Source organism: Streptomyces sp. NPDC050433 (assembly GCF_044458565.1).
Taxonomy (GTDB): Bacteria; Actinomycetota; Actinomycetes; order Streptomycetales; family Streptomycetaceae; genus Streptomyces.
This window is the reverse complement of sequence record NZ_JBITIB010000044.1, coordinates 1-21,703: the sequence shown is the minus strand read 5'-3', so window position 1 is coordinate 21,703 and position 21,703 is coordinate 1. Positions and strand designations below refer to the sequence as shown.

The window sequence follows — 21,703 nt, the reverse complement described above, 5'->3', positions numbered from 1 at the left end:
TCTCGTACAGAGATGTCGCGACGACCGCCGGGAGCAGATCCGATGTGCTGGATGGTGGCCCTGCTCGCCGTCGACGGTCAGCAGTACGTGTACCGCGTGTACGCCCCCGCCGACGCCCTGCGCGGTGATCTCTTCCGGGCGGCGTTCCACTGCCACGACGAGGGACCGCACCCCCGCGCGAGCGACCGTTTCGACTCGGCGCAGTTCTGGCGGCTCCTGCCGACGGCCCGGACATGACGAAGGGGCCCCGCGCCGATCTCGATGATCGTCACGGGGCCCCTCGCGGCTCGTGTCCTGTCGCTCAGTCGTCGTCGGCGAGGATCAGATAGAGCTTCTTGCGGGCCTCGTTGATGACGGCCAGGGCCTTCTGACGCTGGTCGGCGGAGCCGGTCTTCCAGACCTGCCCGAACGCCTCCATCAGACCGAAACCGGCCTGCCGGATCTCGTTCATGGTCTCCCAGTCGACTCCGCGCCCGGCCTCTTCCCACGGGGCGTCCGGGCCGGATTCGGCCTCGGCACGACCGGCGTCGGTCAGCGTGAAGAGGTTCTTGCCGCCCTCGCTCCGGCTGGCGATGAGACCTTCGTCCTCCAGCAGCTGGAGGGTCGGGTAGACCGAGCCGGGGCTGGGGCGCCAGGCGCCTCCGCTGCGCTCGCCGATCTCCTGGATCATCTCGTAGCCGTGCATCGGCCGGTCCTTCAGCAGCGCCAGGATCGACGCGCGCACATCGCCGCGCCGCGCCCTGCCCCTGCCTCCGCCGCGCCCCCGGCCGCCTCCGAACGGCGGTCCGAAGTTCGGCCCGAAGGGCCCGAAGGCCCCGCGTCGCCCTTCGGCATCACCCCGACCTCGATGGCCGGGCCCGCACTGCCCATGTCCGTGATCGTGTTCGTGTCCATGTGAACGCATCGCTACGCTCCTTCCATCAGTGATCAGTCGCGAATCAATCGCGATACCTCGACGATATATCGGAACAGTTCGTTAAGCAACACCCTTCGGTGCCAGCCGTCCCGAATTGGCCTTGGCCTGCGACTTCCGCCGTCTCCTACGGTCAGGGGCATGCGAATCCGAATCGTCGACGCGTTCACCGACCGCCCCTTCGCCGGCAATCCCGCGGGGGTGCTGATCCTGGAGTCCGGCCCGTTCCCCGACGACACATGGCTCCAGCGGGTGGCCAGGGAGGTGAACCTCTCGGAGACGGCGTTCGCCCACCCCCTGCCGCCCGGCGGCGAGGCGGACTGGGCCCTGCGCTGGTTCACCCCGGCGACCGAGGTCGACATGTGCGGGCACGCCACACTCGCCACCGCCCATGTGCTGCACACCAACGGACTGGCGACCGGCGCGATCCGCTTCTCCGCGCGCTGCGGATTCCTCGGCGCGACGGCGCACGACGACAGCAGCCTGACGCTCGACTTCCCGACGTCGCCGCTGACGCCGGTACCGATCCCGGACGGCGTCGAGGCGGCCCTGGGCGCCGTCCCGCTCTCGGTGCACGACACCGGGGCTCACATCGGGGACCTGGTGGTGGAGCTGGCCGACGAGCGGACCGTACGGGAACTGACCCCGGACCTCCGGTCGCTCGCCGTCCTCTCACGACGCGGCATCGTCGCCACGGCGGCGGCCGAGGACCCGGCCGGCGGCTACGACTTCGTGTCGCGCGGCTTCTTCCCCGGTGTCGGCATCGACGAGGACCCGGTCACGGGCAGCGCGCACACGGCGCTCGCCCCGTTCTGGTCGGCGCGGCTCGGCCGCACGGAACTGACCGGCCTCCAGGGATCCGCCCGCACCGGCCTCGTCCGTACATCACTGCGCGGTGGGCGGACGCTCCTCACCGGCCACGCCGTCACCGTCATCGACGGGGAACTTCTCGCGGCACCCTGAGACCCCCTGAGCGCCGCACGGGCTGCCCTCTACGGCGTGGGCAGCCACCCCACATGACCGGCGAGCAGCGCGTATCCGACGAACGCCACGATGTCGAGCAGGGCGTGCGCCACCACCAGTGGCCCGACCCGACCCCAGCGCCGGTAGGCCAGGACGAACACCACGCCCATCACCATGTTCCCGATGAAGCCGCCGATTCCCTGGTACAGGTGGTACGACCCGCGCAGCACCGAACTGGCCACCAGGGCGCCCATCGGCGTCCACCCCAACTGCCCGAGTCTGCGCAGCAGATACCCGACGACGATGACTTCTTCGAGTACGGAGTTCTGCACCGCGGACAGGATCAGTACCGGGAACTTCCACCACACCTCGGGCAGTGATTCCGGCACGACGGTCAGGTTGAACCCGGCCGCGCGTGAGCCGATGTAGAAGGCGAGTCCGGCGCTGCCGATGCCGGCGGCGAGCAGCGCACCGCGGCCGAGATCGAACACCGGCCGGCGCCGGTCGAACCCCAGATCGCGGAGACCGCTGCCCTCTCGGAGCAACAGGTGCGCCACCAGTACCACAGGCACCAGCGCGCTGGCGATGCCGAACAGTTGCCAGGCGAGATCCAGCCAGGGCCGTCCGGGTGCGTGCGAACCGTTGAGCGTGGCCGCCTGATCGCTCAGCCCGCCGGGCTTGGTCACCGATCCGACAAAGCTGATCAGCGCCGATACTCCGCTCGCGCCCAGCGAGAGCGCCAGGACGATCAGCACCTCCCACCGCAACATCCCGCGCGACAGGTCTTTTTGGGGAAGGAAATCGGCCACGCCGCCCGCCTCCGACTGCACAGCTGCCTCCGGTTGACTCATCGCGCCTCACCGCCCCTTCCCGTCCCGCTAGGGTCTCGAATGCGGGTACGAAGATCGCGCGCGACAGGCCGGGGGGCGGGCGTCATTCAGCTGGCCGAGGTCCCCCCTTTTTTTTCCTTGTTCAGGTCAAGGAGGGGCACCACCGCCATGGAACGTCACAGCTTGCCCGACGACGAAGCGCCGGACAGCGGCAGGGGCCGTCGTCCACGCCAACGCAACGTCCTGATCGCCACGACGCTCGTGCTGAGCCTGGCCGCGGGTACCGGGATCGCGGCGGGGAGCGGTCTGCTGCCCTTGGACGGCGGCTGCGAGGGCTCTGCCGTAAAGATCGATCTGGCGGCCTCGCCGGACATCGCCCCCGCCGTGCGGGCCGTCGCCGACAGCGCCCGCGAGGACGAGGTCACCTCCGCCGGCCGCTGTATCGACGTCCGGGTCAAGGCACGCGAGAACTACGAGATAGCCGACGACCTCGCCACCGGCACGGCCGCCCCGGACTACGAGGTCTGGCTGCCCGACTCCGACGTCTGGGTCGAGCGCGCGCTGGGCGCCGACGACGACATCGAGCTGACTCCGGCGGGCAGCGCCGCGACCACACCGGTGGCCCTGGCCGTGGTCCCGTCCGCCGGCACGACGCTCGGCTGGCCCGAGAAGACGTACACCTGGGCCGAGTTGACGGCGGCCTCCGCCGGCAAGGACGGGATACGGCTGGGAGCGGCCGACCCCGCGCGCAGCGCCACCGGTCTGCTGGCGTTCAGCAGCGTCGTCGCGTCCATGCGGCACGCCGACCCGGAAGGTGAGGCCAAGATCGCCATGACCGCCGAGGCGCTGGCCACGCGCGTGTCCGACTCCGACAGTCAGGTGGTCCGGTCCCTGGCGCGGGCCGGGTCGGACGGCGCCAAGGACAATGAGGCGGTCTTCCTGACCGAGCAGGCCGCGTTCGCCCACAACTCCGCCGACGACGACGCGCCGGACCTCCAGCTCCTCTATCCGAAGGACGAGGTCCCGACCCTGGACTACCCCATGAACCTCGTCAACGAGGCCGAGCTGACCACGGACGAGAGCCGCGCCGCGATGCGGTTCATCTCCCTCCTCAACGAGGAGGGGGCCCAGCGCACCATGTCGGAGCACGGTTTCCGTACGGCGCACTCCCAGGTGAAGGACGAACTGGTCCGGACGGCCGGTGGCAGCAAGCCTCAGCCGTACACCCTGAGGGTGACGCAACCGCCGGCGATGGACATGATCGAGGAGTCCCTCGGCATGTGGACGGTCACGGTGCAGGACGCCCGGCTGACCGTCGTCGTCGACGCGTCGGGCTCGATGGCCCAGCCCGTACCGGGACGCCCCGGTGAGTCGCGGATGGACGCCACGAAAGACTCGATGCACCAGACGCTCTCCCACTTCACACCGGCGGACGAGGTCGGTCTGTGGGACTTCGCGGCCGGCCTCGACGGCGGCAACAACTTCCGCAAGCTGGCCGAGACGGCGCCGCTCGGCGAGCGCGTCAAGGGCGGTGCCACCCACCGCGAAAGCGTCTCGGACGCCGTCTCCGGACTGGCTCCCGTGGGGACGGGGTCCGTCGGGGCGGCGGCCGGTATGTACGACACGACGCTGGCGGCCTTCAAGGAGGCCCAGTCGTCGTACGTGAGCGGCAAGTGCAACGCGGTCATCCTCCTCACGGGCGGGACGGACGCTGACGACGCGGCCCGCGCGGCCCTGGTGGACGAGCTGCGGAGGCTCGGCGACCCGAGGCGTCCGGTCCCACTGATCGCGATCGCCGTGGGCCCGGGGGCGGACCGGGACGAGATGCACGACGTCGCGAAGATCACCGGCGGCGCGGGTTACGAGGTGAGTGACCCGGCCCAGATCCAGGCGGTGATGATCGAGGCGATCCTGGCGGTGGGCGGAAACAAGGAGTAGGAGGCGGCCTCAGGTCCCCTCCGCTCCCCCGGCGTCAGACCCTCAGATCCGGCATCCGCGACGGCGCGGGGAAGCCCACCGGCCAGGTGTGCACCGGCTCCCCCTGGTGCATCAGCTCGGCATAGCGCCGGGTGGTGGCGGCGAGCGCCGCCTCCCGGCGGAGCCCGGCCTCCTGCGCCCGGTGGAAGGTGTCCACCTGCCACGAGGCCCCGTTCACACGGCGCGCGCAGCGCCCCTCGATCACCCCGAGGTAGAAGTCACGGTCGGCCGGCTCCACGTTCCACGCGTCGAGCCCGGCCGCCGCGAGCGGCAGCAGTTCGTCGCGGACGAGCTGGACCGCCGACACCTCGGCGACACCGTTGCCCGCCCGGCCGTTGCGCGGCCACCGCAGCCGCGCCTCGATCCCGTCGCGGCACGCGGTCTCGAAGTTCCGCTCGGCGGTGGCGAACGGCAGCCGGGTCCAGACGGGCCTGGCGTCCTCGGCGAGCGCGCGCACGAGCCCGTAGTAGAAGGCGGCGTTGGCGACGACATCGGTGACGGTCGGCCCGGCGGGCAGGACGCGGTTCTCGACCCGTAGATGGGGCTGTCCGTCGGCGACGTCGTACACGGGTCTGTTCCACCGGTAGACGGTGCCGTTGTGGAGAACCAGCTCCGCGAGGCGCGGCGTACCGCCCTCGTCCAGGACCTGGAGCGGATCCTCGTCGTCCCTCATCGGCAGCAGTGGCGGGAAATAACGCAGATTCTCCTCGAACAGGTCATAGGCGGAATCGATCCAGCGTTCGCCGAACCAGGTCCGGGGCCTTACTCCCTGCGCCTGGAGCTCCGGCGGCCGGGTGTCGGTCGCCTGGAGGAAGAGCGGCGGGCGGGACTCACGCCACAGCTCTTTTCCGAACAGGAAGGGCGCGTTGGCGCCGAGGGCGATCTGAACGGCGGCGACGCACTGCGCCGCGTTCCACACGTCGGCGAAGCGGTCGGGCGTGACCTGGAGATGCAATTGCACCGACGTACAGGCCGCTTCGGGCGCGATCGAGGGGGAACTGCAGGTGAGCCGCTCAACGCCCTCGATGTCGAGCGCGAAATCCTCACCACGCGCGGCCACCATCTCGTCGTTGAGAAGGGTGTAGCGGTCCGCGTCCGAGAGGTTCGTCGAGACCACGTCGTCGAGCGAGAGCGTCGGCAGAATGCCGATCATCATGATTCCCGCGTCGACCTCATTCGCTTTGCGATGGGCATATCCAAGACCCGTGCGCAGTTCTTCGGCGAGCTGGTCGAGAACGCGTCCGCCGAGTCGGTGCGGGGCGATATTCACTTCCAGGTTGAACATTCCGAGTTCCGTCTGAAAATCACGGCTCGCGATCCGTTCAAGGACTTCCGCATTCATCATCCGGGGCATCCCGTCGGAGCCGGCGAGATTCAGCTCGATCTCCAGACCCATAAGATTCCGGGGCCGGTCGAACCGCTTCTCCCCCAGGAGCCGCCCCAGCACCGACAGGCACTGCTGGAGCTTCCTGCGGTATTTCTGCCGATCGGACAGGCCGGTACCGCCCGATTCGACCTTCTCCCCCATCGGAGGGTCCCTCCTTCGCCTCGGCCTCCCGGCGGCACCGGGGATCGCTTCACGATCGATAGTGCCCAGACTGAGTGATCCATAACGCCCCCGTTTGCCTGCCGCGCCGGGTAGAGTGGACGGAACGGCCTGTCGGCACATTCCTTTGGCATGGGGCAGTGAGCAATTTCACTCGCCCACTCGCCCACGAAAAACGTCGACGACTTTCAGCCTACCGCTCCGGCCGAATAACCCCAGGCCACGAGCCCGCGTTCGCCGTTCATCTCGCGGTTCACCGACGCCGATTCCGTGCGAGATGGACCGGATTTCTCCTTGCGTGCAATACGGGCGACAGCTAGAAGAAACATTCTGTGAACACGTATCGTATAAAGTGTGTTCGAACGAGGCAGAGAGTCGGAGCCCGGCCACAGCCCAGGGCCCTCCTCTGACCACGTGCGCCGACAGCGACGTCTGCACCCGCATCCCGCACCACCGACGCTTCACTGTGCCTACTGAGCGAGAGGCAACCCACCATGCCGCTGCATGTCCCCCTGGCTCCAGCGCCCGCCCTGCGCAGCGTCCTCGCGGCACTCGGTTCTCCCACCGCCGTGCGCGAGGCCCGTACACCCGCTCTCCGGTCCGTCCAGGGACCGCTGAGCCCCGAACTGCCCCTTCCGGTACATGTACTGGACCAGATCGCCCCGAGCAGCGACGCGCCACAGACCCGGCTGGCCGGCTGGCGCTTCCTGATCCACACCGGCGATCGCGCCGTAGCGGCGGCCGACACGATGCTCACCGCGGACGGCTGGGCGTTCTCGCGCTTCTTCGAGGGCCCCTACATCTCCGCCACGGAACGGGCGGTGCGCCAGGCCGAAACGCTGAAGTCTCCGTACCAGCCGCGGCTGCTCTCGGTGCCGGGGCTGTACATGCTCACGCTCTGGCTGCACCAGGACACCGAGGCGGACGCATCGGCCGGCGCTCCCGCCCCGGCCGACCTGCTGATCCCGCTCGCTCCCGCGCCGCCGGGCATCGTGGCCCACCGGCCGCACCGGGTCGCCGACCTGCTCCCGATGATGGGTCTGCGGCTGACCTCGGGGCCCCCGCCGACGGCAGGCGCCGCGTCCGCGCCGCTGCTGAGCACCGCGGGCTGAGCGGAGCTCCGCCGGCCGCCCGTCATCGGACCGCCGACGTCCGGACCGGATCCCCACCACCCCACGCGCCATACACTGCCCCGTGACCGCTTTTCGGTCACGGGGCTCTGTGCGCTGGCCCTTCCGGACTAGTCCGGAAGGGCCACCCCGAACCACCCGAAGGGACAGCCAAGTTGGGCTGAACCGTCCGGGCGGGTGACACGTCCTTAAACAGAGACAAGCGCTGCCGCGAAATGCCTGCGGATCGACGCCCGTGGGGCAACACTGGGGTACGGACCAATAGAAAACGGGGGGCGGCCATGACCACATCGAGCCGCAGGACACTCACCACGACGCAGCGAAAGAACCCACCCATGTGCCAGCATCAGCCATCCTGCCCGACAGCCGAGTCAGCCGACCGGGAAGCCGCCCGTCTCGCGGCCCACCACCCGGAACAGGGCTGGAGCCTGCTGTGCAACGGCGTTCTCCTCTTCGAGGACACCGGTGAGCTGCTGCCCGACGGCCAGATCATCGCTCCGCACCGGCCGTCCGGGACCGGACAGGTGATGACGGCGGCCTGACGCCGTCCGTACGAAGGGGGCCGGCCCGGAGAGTTCACTCCGCACCGGCCCCGACGCAGTTACGCCGTCCGTCAGTTGTCGTACTCGTCCAGCGGCGGGCAGGAACACACCAGATTGCGGTCCCCGAACGCCCCGTCGATCCGGCGGACCGGCGGCCAGTACTTGTCGGCCGCCGAGACCCCGGTCGGGAAGACCGCCTCCTGACGGCTGTACGCGTGCTCCCACTCCCCGCCCAGCGCCGCGGCCGTGTGCGGAGCGTTGCGCAGCGGGTTGTCGTCCGCGGGCCACTGGCCCGACGCGACCTTCTCGATCTCGGCACGGATCGCGATCATCGTCTCGCAGAACCGGTCCAGTTCGGTCAGGTCTTCGCTCTCCGTCGGCTCGATCATCAGTGTCCCGGCCACCGGGAACGACATCGTCGGCGCGTGGAACCCGTAGTCGATGAGCCGCTTGGCGATGTCGTCGACGCTGACGCCGGTCGCCTTCGACAGCGGGCGCAGATCCACGATGCACTCGTGCGCCACGAGCCCGTGCGGCCCCGCGTACAGGACCGGGAAGTGCGGCTCCAGACGCTTGGCGATGTAGTTGGCGGCCAGTACGGCGACCTGCGTGGCACGCTTCAAGCCCTCGCCGCCCATCAGCCGGACGTACGCCCAGGAGATCGGCAGTATCCCCGCCGAGCCCCAGGGGGCCGCCGAGATCGGCCCGACACCCGTCTCGGGTCCCGCGGCGGGCTGGAGCGGGTGGTTGGGCAGGTACGGCGCGAGATGGGCGCGCACGCCGACCGGGCCGACACCAGGACCGCCACCGCCGTGCGGGATGCAGAAGGTCTTGTGCAGGTTCAGGTGCGACACGTCCGAGCCGAACCGGCCCGGCTTCGCCAGCCCCACCAGCGCGTTGAGGTTCGCGCCGTCGACGTACACCTGACCGCCGGCGTCATGCACGGCCGCGCAGATGTCGGTGATGTGCTCCTCGAACACCCCGTGCGTGGAGGGGTAGGTGACCATCAGGACGGCCAACTCGTCCCCGTACCGCTCGATCTTGGCGTGCAGGTCCTCGACGTCGACGTCGCCGTCCTCGCGGGTCTTCACGACGACGACCTTCATCCCGGCCATGACCGCGCTGGCGGCGTTCGTGCCGTGCGCGGACGACGGGATGAGGCAGACGGTGCGGCCGGTGTCGCCGTTCGCGCGGTGGTACGCCCGTACGGCCAGCAGCCCGGCGAGTTCGCCCTGGGAGCCCGCGTTGGGCTGGAGGGACACCGCGTCGTAACCGGTGACCTCCGCCAGGCGCTCCTCCAGCTCGCGGATCAGCGTGAGATAGCCCTGCGCCTGGGCGGCCGGCGCGAAGGGGTGCAGCCCGGCGAACTCGGGCCAGGTCACCGCCTCCATCTCGGTGGTGGCGTTGAGCTTCATGGTGCAGGAGCCGAGGGGGATCATGCCGCGGTCCAGCGCGTAGTCACGGTCGGCGAGCCTGCGCAGATAGCGCAGCATCGCGGTCTCGGAACGGTGCTGGTGGAAGACGGGGTGCGTGAGGTAGTCGCCGGTGCGCAGCAGGGCGTCCGGCAGAGCGTCGCGGGACGCGGCGTCCAGCGTCTCGATGTCGCCCTTGACGCCGAAGGCGGTCCACACGGCGGCCAGTTGGGCGCGCCCGGTGGTCTCGTCGCAGGCGAGCGAGACCAGGTCGGCGTCGACGAGGCGGAGGTTGACCCCACCTTCGCGGGCGGCGGCCACCACCTCGGCGGCGCGGCCCGGAACGCGTACGGTCAGGGTGTCGAAGTAGGCCTCGTGCACGATCTCGGCTCCGCCGGCGCGCAGGCCGTCGGCGAGGACGGTCGCGTAGCGGTGGGTGCGCTGGGCGATGGCGCGCAGCCCGTCGGGACCGTGGTAGACGGCGTACATTCCGGCCATCACGGCGAGCAGCACCTGCGCGGTGCAGATGTTGCTGGTGGCCTTCTCGCGCCGGATGTGCTGCTCACGGGTCTGCAGCGCCAGCCGGTACGCCTTGTTGCCGTCGGCGTCCACGGAGACCCCGACGAGCCGTCCGGGCAGGCTGCGGGCGAACTGCTCGCGTACGGCCATGAATCCGGCGTGCGGTCCGCCGAAGCCCATGGGGACGCCGAACCGCTGGCTGGTGCCGACGGCGATGTCCGCGCCCAGCTCACCGGGCGAGGTGAGCAGCGTGAGGGCGAGCAGGTCGGCGGCGACGGTGACGATCGCGCCGAGTTCGTGCGCCTGCTCGATGAGGGGCTTGATGTCCCGTACGGCTCCGGAGGCGCCCGGGTACTGGACGAGTACGCCGAAGACACCGCGCTCGGCGGCCTCGGCCGGGATCCCGTCGGTCAGATCGGCGACGACGACTTCGACACCGGCCGGTTCTGCCCGCGTGCGGATCACGGCGACGGTCTGCGGCAGCGCGTCGGCGTCGACCAGGAAGACGCCGCCCTTCACCTTGCCGACCCGGCGGGCGAGCGCCATGGCCTCGGCGGCGGCCGTGCCCTCGTCCAGCAGGGAGGCTCCCGACGTCGGCAGACCGGTCAGATCGGCCACCACGGTCTGGAAGTTGAGCAGCGCCTCCAGACGGCCCTGGGAGATCTCCGGCTGGTACGGCGTGTACGCCGTGTACCAGGCCGGATTCTCCAGCACGTTGCGCAGGATCACCGGCGGCGTGAACGTGCCGTAGTAGCCGAGACCGATCATCGGGGCGAGGACCTGGTTGCGGTCGGCCAGGGAGCGCAGCTCGGCCAGCACCTCGGCCTCGGTGCGCGCGTCGGGCAGCCGCAGGGCCTCGGCGCTCTTGATCACGTCGGGCACCGCGGCGGCGGTCAGCTCGTCGAGCGAGCCGTAGCCGACCTGGGCGAGCATCTTCGCCTGCGCGGCGGCGTCGGGGCCGACGTGGCGCCGCTCGAAGGGGATGCCTCGCTCCAACTGTGAGAGCGGTGTGCGGTGGGCTGTCATACGGGAGGCCTCCTGGTCTGGCGCGACCTGCGAGGGGCACCGTTACATGGGTGCCCGGACGGCCTCCCCCTCTGTCACATCAACCTGAGAGTTTCACCGGTCCGCCGCGAGGCGGGCCGACTTTCACCGTCGGTGAGAGCGAATGCCGTCCGACACTTGCTCTGCTTTCCAGAGTGACCTCGTCCATGCGGTACGGGGGCCTGAGAGTTTCCGGGGAGGATTTGCTCCTTCGGCGCCTCCGGCAGTCTCACCGGATGGCTCTCCCGCACGGGGTCGACAGCCACTGGCAAGCCTACCAGCGAGCTTTCGCGAGGGACTTCGAGTGGCCGATACCCCAGATGTGCCCTTTCGTAGGGTGAGGGAGCATGTGCGACCAGTTGGAGGGACCGTGCAGACCGACATCGATCCGCGCAGCCTGATCGGCCGCAAGGCGTACGACCGCGACGGGCACAAGATCGGAACCGTCGACGAGGTGTATCTGGACGACGCCACGGGCGTCCCCGAGTGGGCGGCGGTACGCACCGGGCTGTTCAGCCGGGACGCGTTCGTACCCCTGGCCCCCAGCACCTACCGCGACGATTCCCTGCACGTCCCGTACGAGCGCGGCCTGATCAAGGACGCCCCCGACTTCGGTGTCGGCCGCCATCTCTCCCCGGACCAGGAGATCCAGCTCTACCACCACTACCAGCTGGCCCTGCCGGAGCCCGCGGCCCCGGAACGCCCGCCCCGCCCGGCCGACCACGACTTCGGCCACGTGGCCGGCCAGGACGACTCGGCCGGCTAGGCACTGTCCGGCGGTGGCGCCACCAGGGGCAGCGGTTCCGACAGCTCCAGCTCGGGATCATCCGTACGGAACGTCCGCACCCGCCCAGGACCGGCCGACGTGGGCTCCTCGAACCGTACGGTGACCCGCCCCACGCCACTGCCCTGCACCCATCCCGCACCGAACTCCGCATGGCGCACGTCGTGCCCCGCCGGCCAGCGCCTCTCGGCGCCCACGTCGGCCTCCTGCTCCGCCGGTGACTGCTCGGGCTGCTCCGCTGCCACCGCGGCGTCCTCCGGCTCGTGGACGGCGTCCTCGCCGCCGTCGGCCCGCGCCACGTCCGCCGCGTCCGCCGCAGCCTGTGCGAACAGGTCCTCCTGCGTGTAGTCGGTCAGCCCTGTCACCCCCACCCCCAGCAGCCGCACCCCTCCCGTGGTGTCCAGGGACTCCAGCAGCCGCCCCGCGGCCTCCCGCACCACGCCCGGGTCGTCCGTGGGCCCGCGCAGCGTCTCGGAGCGGGTGAGCGTCGAGAAGTCGTACCGCCGCACCTTCAGGACGATGGTCCGGCCCGAGTGCCCGGACTCCCGCAGCCGCCGCACACACCGCTCCGCCAGCCGGTCGACCTCCGTCCTGACCCGGACACGGTCGTGGAGATCGACGTCGAAGGTGTCCTCGACGGAGACCGACTTGGTCTCGCGCTCGGCCACCACCGGCCGGTCGTCGTACCCGGACGCCATCCGGTACAGCGACGTGCCGTGTGCCTTCCCCACGAGCCGAACCAGTTCGTCCTCCCCGGCCTCCGTCAGATCCGCGATCGTGGTCATCCCGGCCCGGCGCAGATGCTCGCCGGTGGCGGGCCCGACGCCGGGCAGGGTCCGTACGCTCATCGGCCCCAGCAGCTCACGCTCCGTGCCCGGCTCGATCAGCACCAGACCGTCGGGTTTGGCCTGCTCGGAGGCGATCTTCGCGAGCATCTTGGACCCGGCGAGCCCCACCGAGCCGGTCAGCCCTGTCACCGCCCTGATGTCCTGCCGCAGCCGCTCGCCCGCCGCGCGGGCCGAGACCGAGTCGGAGGCCGAGCCGCCCGCCTCCAGATCGACGAACGCCTCGTCCAGACTCAGCGGCTCCACCAGCGGTGACAGCCGGCCCAGCAGCTCCATCACCTGCTCGCTGACCGTGCGGTAGAGCGCGAAGCGCGGCACCAGATACGCCGCGTTCGGCGCGAGCCGCCGGGCCTGCGCCATCGGCATGGCCGAGTGGACCCCGAACCGCCTCGCCTCGTACGACGCAGTGGCGACGACCCCGCGCGGACCGAGCCCGCCGACGACGACGGGCTTTCCACGCAGGCTCGGCTTCGCGGCCTGTTCAGCGGCGGCGAAGAAGGCATCCATGTCCAGATGCAGGATGGTCGGCGCGGGTCTCACCCCACCGATGCTCCCCTACGCCACTGACAATCGCCCCTGACCGAGGGGTCAGACGGCCCGGTCACGGCGTCGGCGGGCGAGTTCGTCGGCGGGGTTGTGGCCGATCAGGGTCTCGCCGGTGTCGACACGCTCCCCGTGCAGCTGGGAGAGCGCCGTCTCGACGTCCCGCCACACCACACCGACGGCGATCCCGAAGATGCCCTGACCGCCCTGGAGCAGGTCCACGACCTCGTCCGGCGACGAGCACTCGTACACCGTGGCGCCGTCGCTCATGAGGGTCATACGCTCCAGGTCACCCGCCCCGCGATCGCGCAGATGCTGGACCGCCGCCCGGATGTTCTGGAGAGCGACACCGGTGTCCAGGAAGCGCTTCACGATCTTGAGGAACACGACGTCGCGAAAGCTGTAGAGCCGCTGGGTCCCCGATCCCTTCGCGGGGCGCACACTCGGCTCGACCAGCCCGGTACGCGCCCAGTAGTCCAGCTGGCGGTAGGTGATACCCGCCGCCGCGCACGCGGTCGGTCCCCGGTAGCCGACCATGTCGGTCGTGGGATCGGACGTACTGCCGTGAAGCGGGTACGGGCCGTTCGCCGTACCGTCGCCGCTGCTTCTCACACCGACCTCCGTCCTTGACCTGCCCCGTCGACGGTAAGCAGTCCCTCCAGGTGCGTCAACGATCGCCACGCTAGGCACGCCGAGTGATAATCACCCTGAGGGTGGTTTACCGCGTCCCGCCACCGGGAACGGCTGGTCGAATGCGCGGACGGAGTCCGGTATGACGGTCTTCGGCCGTTCAGCGCTCACTGGCTGTTGGTCCCGAAATCCTCCGGAGAGATCTGGTCGAGGAATTCGCGGAACTTCTCCACCTCGTCCTCCTGCTCGTCGGGGATGGCGATGCCCGCATCGTCCAGCACCCCGTCGCTGCCGTAGATGGGCGTGCCCGTACGCAGCGCCAGCGCTATGGCGTCGGACGGCCGGGCACTCACCTCGACACCGCTCGCGAAGACCAGCTCCGCGTAGAAGACTCCTTCGCGCAGGTCGGTGATACGCACCTGCGTGAGTTCCTGGCCCACTGCCTCAAGGACATCCTTGAAGAGGTCATGGGTCAGTGGTCGGGCCGGTGCCATGCCCTGCTGGGCGAAGGCAATAGCGGTAGCTTCCCCAGGCCCGATCCAGATGGGAAGGTACCGGTCGCCTCCCACTTCACGCAGGAGCACGATCGGTTGGTTGGAGGGCATTTCCACCCGGACACCCACGACGTCGAGCTCGTTCACACAGCAACCCTAGGTCGTGCCCGGTCGGTTTGGGTAGTCGGACTCCCCCAAGATCAGGTAAGCCGGACTCCGAGAGCCGTCTGCACCAGTGCCGCGTGGAGCCGTACCGAGAGGGCGGCCAGCTCTTTCGTCGCGGCCTCGGCATGGGCCCTGGTCTGCGGATTGCGGTGTCGGCGCAGGGGCGCGACGACCTGCTCGACCAGTCCGGCCTCGCGGTCGGCGGCGGCTTTCACCGTGCGCAGATGGCGTGGTTCCAGACCGAATCTTCCGAGTTCCGCGACAAGTTTCGCCACGGTCACGGTCTCGGAGTCGTAGCCGCCCTCCGCCGTCGGGGCGATGAGGCCGTACGCCTCCCACTCGTCCAGCTCGCTCTCGCCCGCCTCGGTGGCGGCCAGCAGCTCGGCGCGGCCGATCTTCGGGGCGGTGGGCCGCTCGGGCTCCGCGTCCCACCTGGAGCCGGGGAGTTCCCGCTGAGGGCCTTGGGGGACCTGCGAGGGCAGCTGGAGCCGTTCACCGCGCGTGACGGCGTCGAGATGCTCCCTGATGACCTTGAGGGGCAGATAGTGGTCCCGCTGCATGCGCAGGACCCGGGCGAGGCGCTCGACGTCCTCGGGGCTGAATTTCCGGTACCCGGAAGGGGTCCGCCGGGGCTCGACGAGGCCTTCGGCCTCCAGGAACCGGATCTTGGAGATGGTGACCTCGGGGAACTCGTCCCTGAGCTGGTTCAGCACCATGCCGATGCTGACCAGACGGTCGCCATTTGGGGCGGTGCCGTGGCCGGCACCGCCCGTCTGTGGTCGCAGCATGGACCTTCCCTGAAGGGTCACACGCCCCGCTGGCTCGCGTAGAAGACCAGCCGGTACTTGCCGATCTGGACCTCGTCACCGTTCGACACCGCGACGGCGTCGATCCGCTCCCGGTTGACGTACGTACCGTTGAGACTGCCGACATCGGAGACCGTGAAGTGACCCTCCGGGCTCCTGCGGAACTCGACGTGCCGCCGGGACACGGTGACGTCGTCGAGGAAGATGTCGCTCTGCGGGTGCCTTCCGGCCGTCGTCAGGTCGCCGTCCAGCAGGAAGCGGCTGCCCGAGTTCGGGCCGCGACGCACGACCAGCAGCGCCGAGCCGGCCGGAAGCGCGTCCACCGCGGCCTGCGCCTCCGGCGAGAGCGAGGGAACGGCCGTCTGGCCGGTCGCTTCCGCCTCGTACGCCTCAAGGCCCGAGATGGAGATGGTCGAGGTCGTCTCCGAAGGACGCTCCGCGGGGGCCCCGGCCCTCAGCGGCGCACCGCAGTTGGAGCAGAACCGACTGTCCTGGGTGTTGCGGTGACCGCACCTCGTACAAACCGGCAAGGCCGACATGGGCGGACCCTCCTGACCGGGGGGAAACCCTCCACCCGTACTTGAGGTTGATGGTTCACCGAAACCTATGCCGCCAGAACTGGCGGGGTCAACAGACGACGCGCCGTGACCGCCCGTACTGTCCCCACCGGGGCTGCCGACCTCGTCGCGGAAGAGCGGGCGCTCGCCGCCCTGCTCCTCCTGGCCGTGGCGCGGTGCGCGATGCCGGGCGTTACCGCCGTCCTCGCGTGCACTCCTGCCGAACAACTTTCCAAACAACTTCACGGGCGATTCCCCTTGACCTGAACAGACCCGCCCGTGGGGCAGGACGAACCCTGAATGAACACACCTGCCGACTCGGACATCTTCACAACGTCCGTATCCACCAGACAGTTTCCACCACGCACCACACGGAATGTGCGCCGACCCCCCGGAACCTTCTGCCCTGGTCCCGGGGTCCGCATGCGCCCCCGCCCCACTACGACGACGACCGAGCGTAGTCAGGCCGCTTCGCCGCCCGCAAGGCGTCGACAACGATCTCGTCAGCAGCCGCCACCGTGGCCGTGGCCTGCTCCTTCTCCAAAGTCTGCACCACACCTCCGGGGATGTTGAGCGCCGGCTCCAGATCCTGCGGTTTGCCGATCACCTTGAAACGGTACGGCGCGCTGATCCGCTTCCCGTCCACCTCGATGTCGCCGTCGCTGCCGGAGAAGTACGTGGCAGCGACCACCCGGACCCCGTTCACCTGGATCGCCTCGGCACCGGCCGCCCGCAGCTCCTGGATGGCGTCGAGCAGCATGTCGGAGTCGATGGTGGCACCGTCGTCCTGAACGGTCAGCGTGATACCGGGGCCCTTCGCCGCGACCGTACCGGCCAGGATGCCGAGCTGCTGCTCCTTCTCCCGCGTCTGCTTACGCGCCTCCTCGGCCTGGTCGGAGCTGGTCTCCAGCTCCGTCTGCTGGTCGTCGAGCCGCTGCTTCTCGTCCTCCAGCCGCTCGGTGCGGCCGTCGAGCTCGTCCAGGATCCGTACCAGGTCCTCCTGGCGCGCGCCGCGCAGGGCGCTGTCGTCGTTGGTCGAACGGACCTGAATGGCCAGACCCAGTCCCAGCACGAACAGCAGGACGGCGACGATGAGTTGGGCCCGCGTGACACGGGGCGGCCACAGGCCGGCGGCGAGCCGCTGACGGCCCGTCATCTGGGGCGGCTCCGGGGACGGCGGGGGCGGGGTCTGCTCGCTGGTCATCGGCCTCACGCCCGGAAGACGTGCCGGCGGATCGCGGCAGCGTTGGAGAAGATCCGGATACCGAACACGACGACCACACCGGTGGACAGCTGCGCGCCGACACCGAGCTTGTCACCGAGGAAGACAATGAGCGCGGCCACCACCACGTTCGACAGGAACGACACCACGAACACCTTGTCGACGAAGATCCCGTCGAGCATGGCCCGCAGCCCCCCGAAGACCGCGTCGAGAGCGGCGACGACGGCGATCGGCAGATAGGGCTCGACCACCGCCGGCACTTCCGGGCGAACCAACAGTCCGACCACGACTCCCACGACGAGGCCAAGTACCGCGATCACGATGTGCCCTTCCCTGTGTCTGCCGTGGCCCCTCCGTCGCCCTTCTCCGGGTCGGCGGCCTTCGGCTCTGCTGTACGTACGATCAGGCTCGGTGCGGCAGGAAGACGCACCGTCCCCTGATCGGAAATGCTCGTGCGGACACCGAAGTTCTCCTGCAGCGAGTGCAGGTACTGGCCGTCAGCACTGTCCTGAAATGCGGTACTCAGGTTTTTCCCGTCCCCCACGGCCAGCACCGTGTACGGCGGCACCAGCGGCTTGTTGTCGACCAGTATGGCCTCACCGGCGGCTCTGATCGCCGAAAGGGCCGTCAGACGCTGGCCGTTGATGGACACCGCCTCGGCCCCGGACTCCCACAGACCGTTGACGATCTGCTGCATGTCCCGGTCCCTGACCCGCCCCGTGTCCGAGAAGTTGTTGCTCTCACGCGGCCCGCCGGCGCTCTCGTCGGCGGACTTGGCATCGTCCACGACGAGCTTCACGCCCGGTCCCTCGACCTCCGTGGAGCCCGACAGGAGAGCCACCAGCTCGCCCTGTTCGCCGCCGTGGTGCCGCAGCGCCTCGCGCTGCATGGCGCCCACCTCGTCACGGAGCTTGTCCACCGTGCGTTCGAGGCTGTCCGCGGAGGCCGTCTCGGCGTCGATCCGGTCGATCAGCTCTTCACGTTCCTTGGCGACGACCGGTGCGTCGATCCGCGCCTCGGCCGCTCCCACGGTGACGACCAGAGCGGCCAGTACGAGCCCCGCCGCAAGGCCGAGCTTGGCACGGAGCGTACGGGGCAGTCCGCCGTCCTCGGCGTCCCTGCGGGCCGCCGCCTCCGCGTAACCGTCATCCAGGCTGTGGTCCATCACGTTGTTCAGCAGCGACATGGACGCGTCGGGACGCCGGGGTGGCGAGGGTGTACTCCGAACGGGGGGCTGCTGCGGCATGCCGCACATCGTCGCACGGCGCGGGCACTACCGCCGAATGGCCCTACCGGTGTGCCGGAGGGCGTCGGCCGCCCGCCTCCGGCACACCGCCGTCAGGTCACTGACCTGCGCTGTCCACAACAGCGGACCACTCGTCGAGCAGCGCCTGGGCGGAGGCGTCGTCCGGCCCCTCGGCCCACAAATGGGTGACCGCCTCGGCGGGTGCCGGAAGCACCATCACCCACCGCCCGTCGGCCTCCACGACCCGCACGCCGTCGGTCGTGTCGACGTCCCGCTCCCCCGCCGCCTCCACGACCCGCCGCATGACCAGACCCTTGACGGCCCAGGGGGTCGCCAGATCCCTGCGCAGCACATGGGCGCGAGGGATACGGGCGTCGATCTGGCTGAGCGTGAGCTGCGTACGGGCGACCAGACCCAGCAGCCGTACGAAGGCCGCCGTGCCGTCGAGGAGGCTGCTGAACTCGGGAACGATGAACGCACCACGGCCGTCGCCGCCGAAGATCGTGGCATCCTCGCGCCCGACCCGCGTGAGGTCGTCGGGCGATGTCGTCGTCCACTCCACCTGGGTCCCGTGGTACGCGGCCACCTGCTCGGCGATCCTGGTCGTCGTGACGGGCAGCGCCACCCTGCCGCTGCGCCGCTCGGCGGCGACCAGGTCGAGCAGCACCAGCAGGGCACGGTCGTCCTCGATGATCCGTCCGCGCTCGTCCACGAGCGACAGTCGCTCGCCCACGGGGTCGAACCGCACCCCGAAGGACGCCCGCGCGGAGGCCACGATCTCGCCCAGCCGGACCAGACCGGACCTGCGTGACTCGACGGTCTCGGTGGGCCGCGCCTCGTCCAGGCCGGGGTTGATGGTCAGCGCGTCGACTCCGAGCCGCCCGAGGAGGCTGGGCAGAACAAGCCCGGCGCTGCCGTTGGACGCGTCGACGACGACCTTCAATCCGGCTTCGGCGATCCCGCTCGTGTCGACATTCCTGAGCAATGAGCCGGTGTACGAGTCGAAGACACTCGCCGGGAAGTGCAGGTCCCCGATCTCGCCCGGAAAGGCCCTGCGGTACTCCTGCCTCGCGTACACCCGGTCCAGCTTCCGCTGCCCGCCCTGCGACAGGTCGGCGCCCCGTTCGTCGAAGAACATGATGTCGACGGAGTCGGGCACACCGGGCGTCGTCCGGATCATGATGCCTCCGGCACTGCCGCGCCCCGTCTGCTGCCGGGCGACGGGCAGCGGTACGTTCTCCAGGTCCCGTACGTCGATGGCGCTGGCCTGCAGCGCGGAGATCACGGCCCGCTTGAGAGCACGCGCGCCACGCGAGTGGTCTCGTGCGGTGGTGACGGTGGAGCCCTTCTTGAGCGTCGTGGCGTACGCGCCCGCCAGCCGCACAGCCAGCTCCGGCGTGATCTCGACGTTGAGGATCCCGGAAACCCCGCGCGCTCCGAAGAGATGCGCCTGCCCCCGGGACTCCCAGATCACCGAGGTGTTGACGAAAGCGCCGGCCTCGATGGTCTTGAACGGATACACCCGGACATTGCCCTGGATGATCGATTCCTCGCCGACCAGGCACTCGTCACCGATGACCGCGCCGTCCTCGATGCGCGACGCACGCATGATGTCGGTGTTCTTGCCGATCACACAGCCACGCAGATTGCTGTGCTGGCCGATGTACACGTTGTCGTGCACAACAGCTCGATGGAGAAAGGCCCCGGTCTTCACGACCACGTTGGACCCGATGACCGTGTGCTCCCGAATCTCGACGTCGGCCTCGACCTTGGCGTAGTCACCGATGTAGAGCGGACCACGCAGAACGGCGTCGGGATGGACCTCGGCGCCTTCGGCAACCCACACACCGGGCGAAATCTCGAAGCCGTCGAGATCGACATCGACCTTTCCCTCCAGGACATCCGCCTGGGCCTTCACATAGCTCTCGTGCGTACCGACGTCTTCCCAGTAGCCCTCGGCGATATAGCCATAGATCGGCTTGCCCTCCTTCATGAGCTGAGGGAAGACATCACCGGACCAGTCGACCGAAGTGTCGGCCTCGACATAGTCGAACACCTCGGGTTCCATCACATAGATTCCGGTGTTGACCGTGTCCGAGAAGACCTGCCCCCAGGTGGGCTTCTCCAGGAAGCGCTCCACCTTTCCCTCTTCGTCCACGATCGTGATGCCGAACTCCAGGGGATTCGGCACCCGCGTCAGACATACCGTGACCAGCGCGCCCTTCTCCTTGTGGAAGGCGATGAGGTCGGTCAGGTCGAAGTCGGTGAGAGCGTCACCGGAAATGACGAGAAAAGCGTCGTCCTTCAGCGCCTCTTCGGCATTCTTCACACTCCCCGCAGTGCCGAGCGGCTTCTCCTCATTCGCATAGGTGAGCTCCATTCCAAGCTCTTCGCCGTCGCCGAAATAGTTCTTCACGAGAGAAGCGAGGAACTGAACGGTGACGACGGTCTCACTGAGTCCGTGCCGCTTCAACAAACGCAGCACATGCTCCATGATTGGCCGATTCGCCACCGGCAGCAACGGCTTGGGCATGCTTGAGGTCATGGGACGAAGGCGCGTGCCTTCGCCGCCAGCCATCACGACGGCCTTCATGTCGGAAGCGTCCTCCTTGAAGAGACGGTCTCGCCGACGTCACCCATCTGGACAGGCCGTATGGCAGGCATCAGGTGCGGGCCGGCGACTCTGCACGGCACCACATCGACGAGCTCAATCGGCCACTCTGTCCGCTCTGACGAGCCGGCGGACCTGGACCACGTAGAGGATCCCTGCCCACCAGTAGAGAGTTGTACCCCATCCAGCGAACGCCCATCCGAAAACTTCGGCAAGTGCTGCGAGCCATCCGCTCCCGTCGCTGAGTAGCAGCAACGGGAAGGCATACATCAAGTTGAAGGTAGCCGCCTTTCCCAGGAAGTTCACCTGGGGAGGCGGATAGCCATGTCTGCGGAGGATTCCCACCATGACCAGCAGCATCAGCTCGCGCGCCAGAAGCGCCGCGGTGAGCCACAGAGGCAAGATCTCGCGCCAGGTCAGGCCGACCAGAGTGGAAAGGATGTAAAGCCGGTCAGCCGCAGGGTCCAGGAGCCGCCCCAGGCTGCTGATCTGGTTCCAGCGGCGAGCGAGCATGCCGTCGAGATAGTCGGTGACCCCGCTGAGCATCAGGACGAGCAATGCCCAGCCGTCACTGTTCGGCCCGCCGAACTCCGGACGAAGGATGAGCCACAGGAAGAGCGGCACGCCCAAGAGGCGAGCCATGCTCAGGATGTTGGGGATGGTGAACACCCGATCCGTCTGGACGCGGGTCTCCTGAACCTCCACCCGAGGGCCTCCTGTGCGGGGACGTACCAACGATGCCCCCTGACCCTACCCGGACGAACCGCCGTCGGACGCCATGGGGTCTTGAACGCAGAAATGCCCCGTACCAAAAGGTACGGGGCACTCCCCAATAATTGTTCGGCGGCGTCCTACTCTCCCACAGGGTCCCCCCTGCAGTACCATCGGCGCTGAAAGGCTTAGCTTCCGGGTTCGGAATGTAAC

At 69.1% G+C, this 21,703-nt stretch carries 20 protein-coding genes, 1 rRNA gene and 1 riboswitch; of the genes, 6 read left to right on the top strand and 15 right to left on the bottom strand.

Annotation, left to right across the window (positions count from 1 at the left end):
* Positions 1 to 42: 42 nt before the first annotated feature.
* Entirely contained in the window at positions 43 to 237 is a 195-nt protein-coding gene (locus ACIBLA_RS34995; protein ID WP_363244035.1) for a hypothetical protein, read from the top strand.
* 64 nt (positions 238 to 301) lie between these two features.
* Here ACIBLA_RS34995 and ACIBLA_RS34990 read toward each other — a convergent pair whose 3' ends face one another.
* Positions 302 to 904, bottom strand: a complete 603-nt coding sequence (locus tag ACIBLA_RS34990; RefSeq protein WP_363244036.1) for a PadR family transcriptional regulator — start codon at positions 902 to 904, stop codon at positions 302 to 304.
* 150 nt (positions 905 to 1,054) lie between these two features.
* On the opposite strand from ACIBLA_RS34990, the gene ACIBLA_RS34985 reads away from it, so the two are divergent.
* A complete protein-coding gene (locus ACIBLA_RS34985; protein WP_363244037.1) occupies positions 1,055 to 1,876 on the top strand; it encodes a PhzF family phenazine biosynthesis protein in 822 nt (273 codons plus the stop codon).
* A gap of 29 nt (positions 1,877 to 1,905) precedes the next feature.
* Here the strand turns inward: ACIBLA_RS34985 and ACIBLA_RS34980 are convergent, their stop codons facing one another.
* Positions 1,906 to 2,646, bottom strand: a complete 741-nt coding sequence (locus tag ACIBLA_RS34980; protein ID WP_399200927.1) for a CPBP family intramembrane glutamic endopeptidase — start codon at positions 2,644 to 2,646, stop codon at positions 1,906 to 1,908.
* Positions 2,647 to 2,874: 228 nt separating this feature from the next.
* Between ACIBLA_RS34980 and ACIBLA_RS34975 the strand changes: the two genes are divergently transcribed.
* On the top strand, positions 2,875 to 4,644 hold the full coding sequence (locus ACIBLA_RS34975) for a substrate-binding domain-containing protein (protein ID WP_363244038.1): 1,770 nt from the start codon (positions 2,875 to 2,877) through the stop codon (positions 4,642 to 4,644).
* A gap of 34 nt (positions 4,645 to 4,678) precedes the next feature.
* Here the strand turns inward: ACIBLA_RS34975 and ACIBLA_RS34970 are convergent, their stop codons facing one another.
* Positions 4,679 to 6,211: a glutamate--cysteine ligase gene (locus ACIBLA_RS34970; protein ID WP_363244039.1), complete on the bottom strand. Its 1,533-nt coding sequence runs from the start codon at positions 6,209 to 6,211 to the stop codon at positions 4,679 to 4,681.
* 512 nt (positions 6,212 to 6,723) lie between these two features.
* Here ACIBLA_RS34970 and ACIBLA_RS34965 point away from each other — a divergent pair.
* Entirely contained in the window at positions 6,724 to 7,341 is a 618-nt protein-coding gene (locus tag ACIBLA_RS34965) for a hypothetical protein (RefSeq protein WP_363244040.1), read from the top strand.
* Between the two features lie 353 nt (positions 7,342 to 7,694).
* A complete protein-coding gene (locus tag ACIBLA_RS34960; protein WP_363244053.1) occupies positions 7,695 to 7,901 on the top strand; it encodes a DUF5999 family protein in 207 nt (68 codons plus the stop codon).
* A gap of 71 nt (positions 7,902 to 7,972) precedes the next feature.
* On the opposite strand, the gene gcvP is transcribed toward ACIBLA_RS34960, so the two are convergent.
* A complete protein-coding gene (gene gcvP, locus ACIBLA_RS34955) occupies positions 7,973 to 10,858 on the bottom strand; it encodes an aminomethyl-transferring glycine dehydrogenase (RefSeq protein WP_363244041.1) in 2,886 nt (961 codons plus the stop codon).
* Between the two features lie 178 nt (positions 10,859 to 11,036).
* A riboswitch (glycine riboswitch) is annotated at positions 11,037 to 11,134 on the bottom strand.
* A gap of 112 nt (positions 11,135 to 11,246) precedes the next feature.
* Here gcvP and ACIBLA_RS34950 point away from each other — a divergent pair.
* Positions 11,247 to 11,642: a PRC-barrel domain-containing protein gene (locus ACIBLA_RS34950; protein WP_363244042.1), complete on the top strand. Its 396-nt coding sequence runs from the start codon at positions 11,247 to 11,249 to the stop codon at positions 11,640 to 11,642.
* Here the strand turns inward: ACIBLA_RS34950 and ACIBLA_RS34945 are convergent.
* From ACIBLA_RS34945 to rrf, 11 genes are all read right to left on the bottom strand, one after another.
* Positions 11,639 to 13,045 carry a DNA polymerase IV gene (locus ACIBLA_RS34945; RefSeq protein ID WP_363244043.1) on the bottom strand — a complete coding sequence of 469 codons (1,407 nt, stop codon included), beginning with the start codon at positions 13,043 to 13,045 and terminating at the stop codon, positions 11,639 to 11,641. The genes ACIBLA_RS34950 and ACIBLA_RS34945 overlap by 4 nt on opposite strands.
* A 48-nt stretch (positions 13,046 to 13,093) precedes the next feature.
* Positions 13,094 to 13,660 carry a MerR family transcriptional regulator gene (locus tag ACIBLA_RS34940; RefSeq protein ID WP_399200914.1) on the bottom strand — a complete coding sequence of 189 codons (567 nt, stop codon included), beginning with the start codon at positions 13,658 to 13,660 and terminating at the stop codon, positions 13,094 to 13,096.
* Positions 13,661 to 13,845: 185 nt separating this feature from the next.
* Positions 13,846 to 14,319, bottom strand: a complete 474-nt coding sequence (locus tag ACIBLA_RS34935; RefSeq protein WP_031232239.1) for a bifunctional nuclease family protein — start codon at positions 14,317 to 14,319, stop codon at positions 13,846 to 13,848.
* 53 nt (positions 14,320 to 14,372) lie between these two features.
* On the bottom strand, positions 14,373 to 15,125 hold the full coding sequence (locus ACIBLA_RS34930) for a MerR family transcriptional regulator (protein ID WP_363244044.1): 753 nt from the start codon (positions 15,123 to 15,125) through the stop codon (positions 14,373 to 14,375).
* Between the two features lie 17 nt (positions 15,126 to 15,142).
* Positions 15,143 to 16,054 carry an FHA domain-containing protein gene (locus tag ACIBLA_RS34925; protein WP_363244055.1) on the bottom strand — a complete coding sequence of 304 codons (912 nt, stop codon included), beginning with the start codon at positions 16,052 to 16,054 and terminating at the stop codon, positions 15,143 to 15,145.
* 85 nt (positions 16,055 to 16,139) lie between these two features.
* Positions 16,140 to 16,904: a DUF881 domain-containing protein gene (locus tag ACIBLA_RS34920; protein WP_363244045.1), complete on the bottom strand. Its 765-nt coding sequence runs from the start codon at positions 16,902 to 16,904 to the stop codon at positions 16,140 to 16,142.
* A gap of 5 nt (positions 16,905 to 16,909) precedes the next feature.
* Positions 16,910 to 17,242: a small basic family protein gene (locus ACIBLA_RS34915; protein WP_023543062.1), complete on the bottom strand. Its 333-nt coding sequence runs from the start codon at positions 17,240 to 17,242 to the stop codon at positions 16,910 to 16,912.
* Positions 17,239 to 18,168, bottom strand: a complete 930-nt coding sequence (locus ACIBLA_RS34910; protein WP_399200913.1) for a DUF881 domain-containing protein — start codon at positions 18,166 to 18,168, stop codon at positions 17,239 to 17,241. The genes ACIBLA_RS34915 and ACIBLA_RS34910 overlap by 4 nt, the downstream gene beginning before the upstream one ends.
* A gap of 97 nt (positions 18,169 to 18,265) precedes the next feature.
* Positions 18,266 to 20,761: a mannose-1-phosphate guanyltransferase gene (locus tag ACIBLA_RS34905; RefSeq protein ID WP_363244047.1), complete on the bottom strand. Its 2,496-nt coding sequence runs from the start codon at positions 20,759 to 20,761 to the stop codon at positions 18,266 to 18,268.
* A gap of 114 nt (positions 20,762 to 20,875) precedes the next feature.
* Positions 20,876 to 21,484 carry a CDP-alcohol phosphatidyltransferase family protein gene (locus tag ACIBLA_RS34900; RefSeq protein ID WP_363244048.1) on the bottom strand — a complete coding sequence of 203 codons (609 nt, stop codon included), beginning with the start codon at positions 21,482 to 21,484 and terminating at the stop codon, positions 20,876 to 20,878.
* 133 nt (positions 21,485 to 21,617) lie between these two features.
* Positions 21,618 to 21,703, bottom strand: a 5S ribosomal RNA gene (rrf, locus tag ACIBLA_RS34895); the annotation flags it as partial.

Bases quoted from the DNA above. Each gene is read 5' to 3' on its own strand.
- ACIBLA_RS34995 (WP_363244035.1), top strand. From the start codon at position 43: ATGTGCTGGATGGTGGCCCTGCTCGCCGTCGACGGTCAGCAGTACGTG.
- ACIBLA_RS34990 (WP_363244036.1), bottom strand. From the start codon at position 904: ATGCGTTCACATGGACACGAACACGATCACGGACATGGGCAGTGCGGG.
- ACIBLA_RS34985 (WP_363244037.1), top strand. From the start codon at position 1,055: ATGCGAATCCGAATCGTCGACGCGTTCACCGACCGCCCCTTCGCCGGC.
- ACIBLA_RS34980 (WP_399200927.1), bottom strand. From the start codon at position 2,646: ATGTTGCGGTGGGAGGTGCTGATCGTCCTGGCGCTCTCGCTGGGCGCG.
- ACIBLA_RS34975 (WP_363244038.1), top strand. From the start codon at position 2,875: ATGGAACGTCACAGCTTGCCCGACGACGAAGCGCCGGACAGCGGCAGG.
- ACIBLA_RS34970 (WP_363244039.1), bottom strand. From the start codon at position 6,211: ATGGGGGAGAAGGTCGAATCGGGCGGTACCGGCCTGTCCGATCGGCAG.
- ACIBLA_RS34965 (WP_363244040.1), top strand. From the start codon at position 6,724: ATGCCGCTGCATGTCCCCCTGGCTCCAGCGCCCGCCCTGCGCAGCGTC.
- ACIBLA_RS34960 (WP_363244053.1), top strand. From the start codon at position 7,695: ATGTGCCAGCATCAGCCATCCTGCCCGACAGCCGAGTCAGCCGACCGG.
- gcvP (WP_363244041.1), bottom strand. From the start codon at position 10,858: ATGACAGCCCACCGCACACCGCTCTCACAGTTGGAGCGAGGCATCCCC.
- ACIBLA_RS34930 (WP_363244044.1), bottom strand. From the start codon at position 15,125: ATGCTGCGACCACAGACGGGCGGTGCCGGCCACGGCACCGCCCCAAAT.
- ACIBLA_RS34920 (WP_363244045.1), bottom strand. From the start codon at position 16,904: ATGACCAGCGAGCAGACCCCGCCCCCGCCGTCCCCGGAGCCGCCCCAG.
- ACIBLA_RS34910 (WP_399200913.1), bottom strand. From the start codon at position 18,168: ATGCCGCAGCAGCCCCCCGTTCGGAGTACACCCTCGCCACCCCGGCGT.
- ACIBLA_RS34905 (WP_363244047.1), bottom strand. From the start codon at position 20,761: ATGAAGGCCGTCGTGATGGCTGGCGGCGAAGGCACGCGCCTTCGTCCC.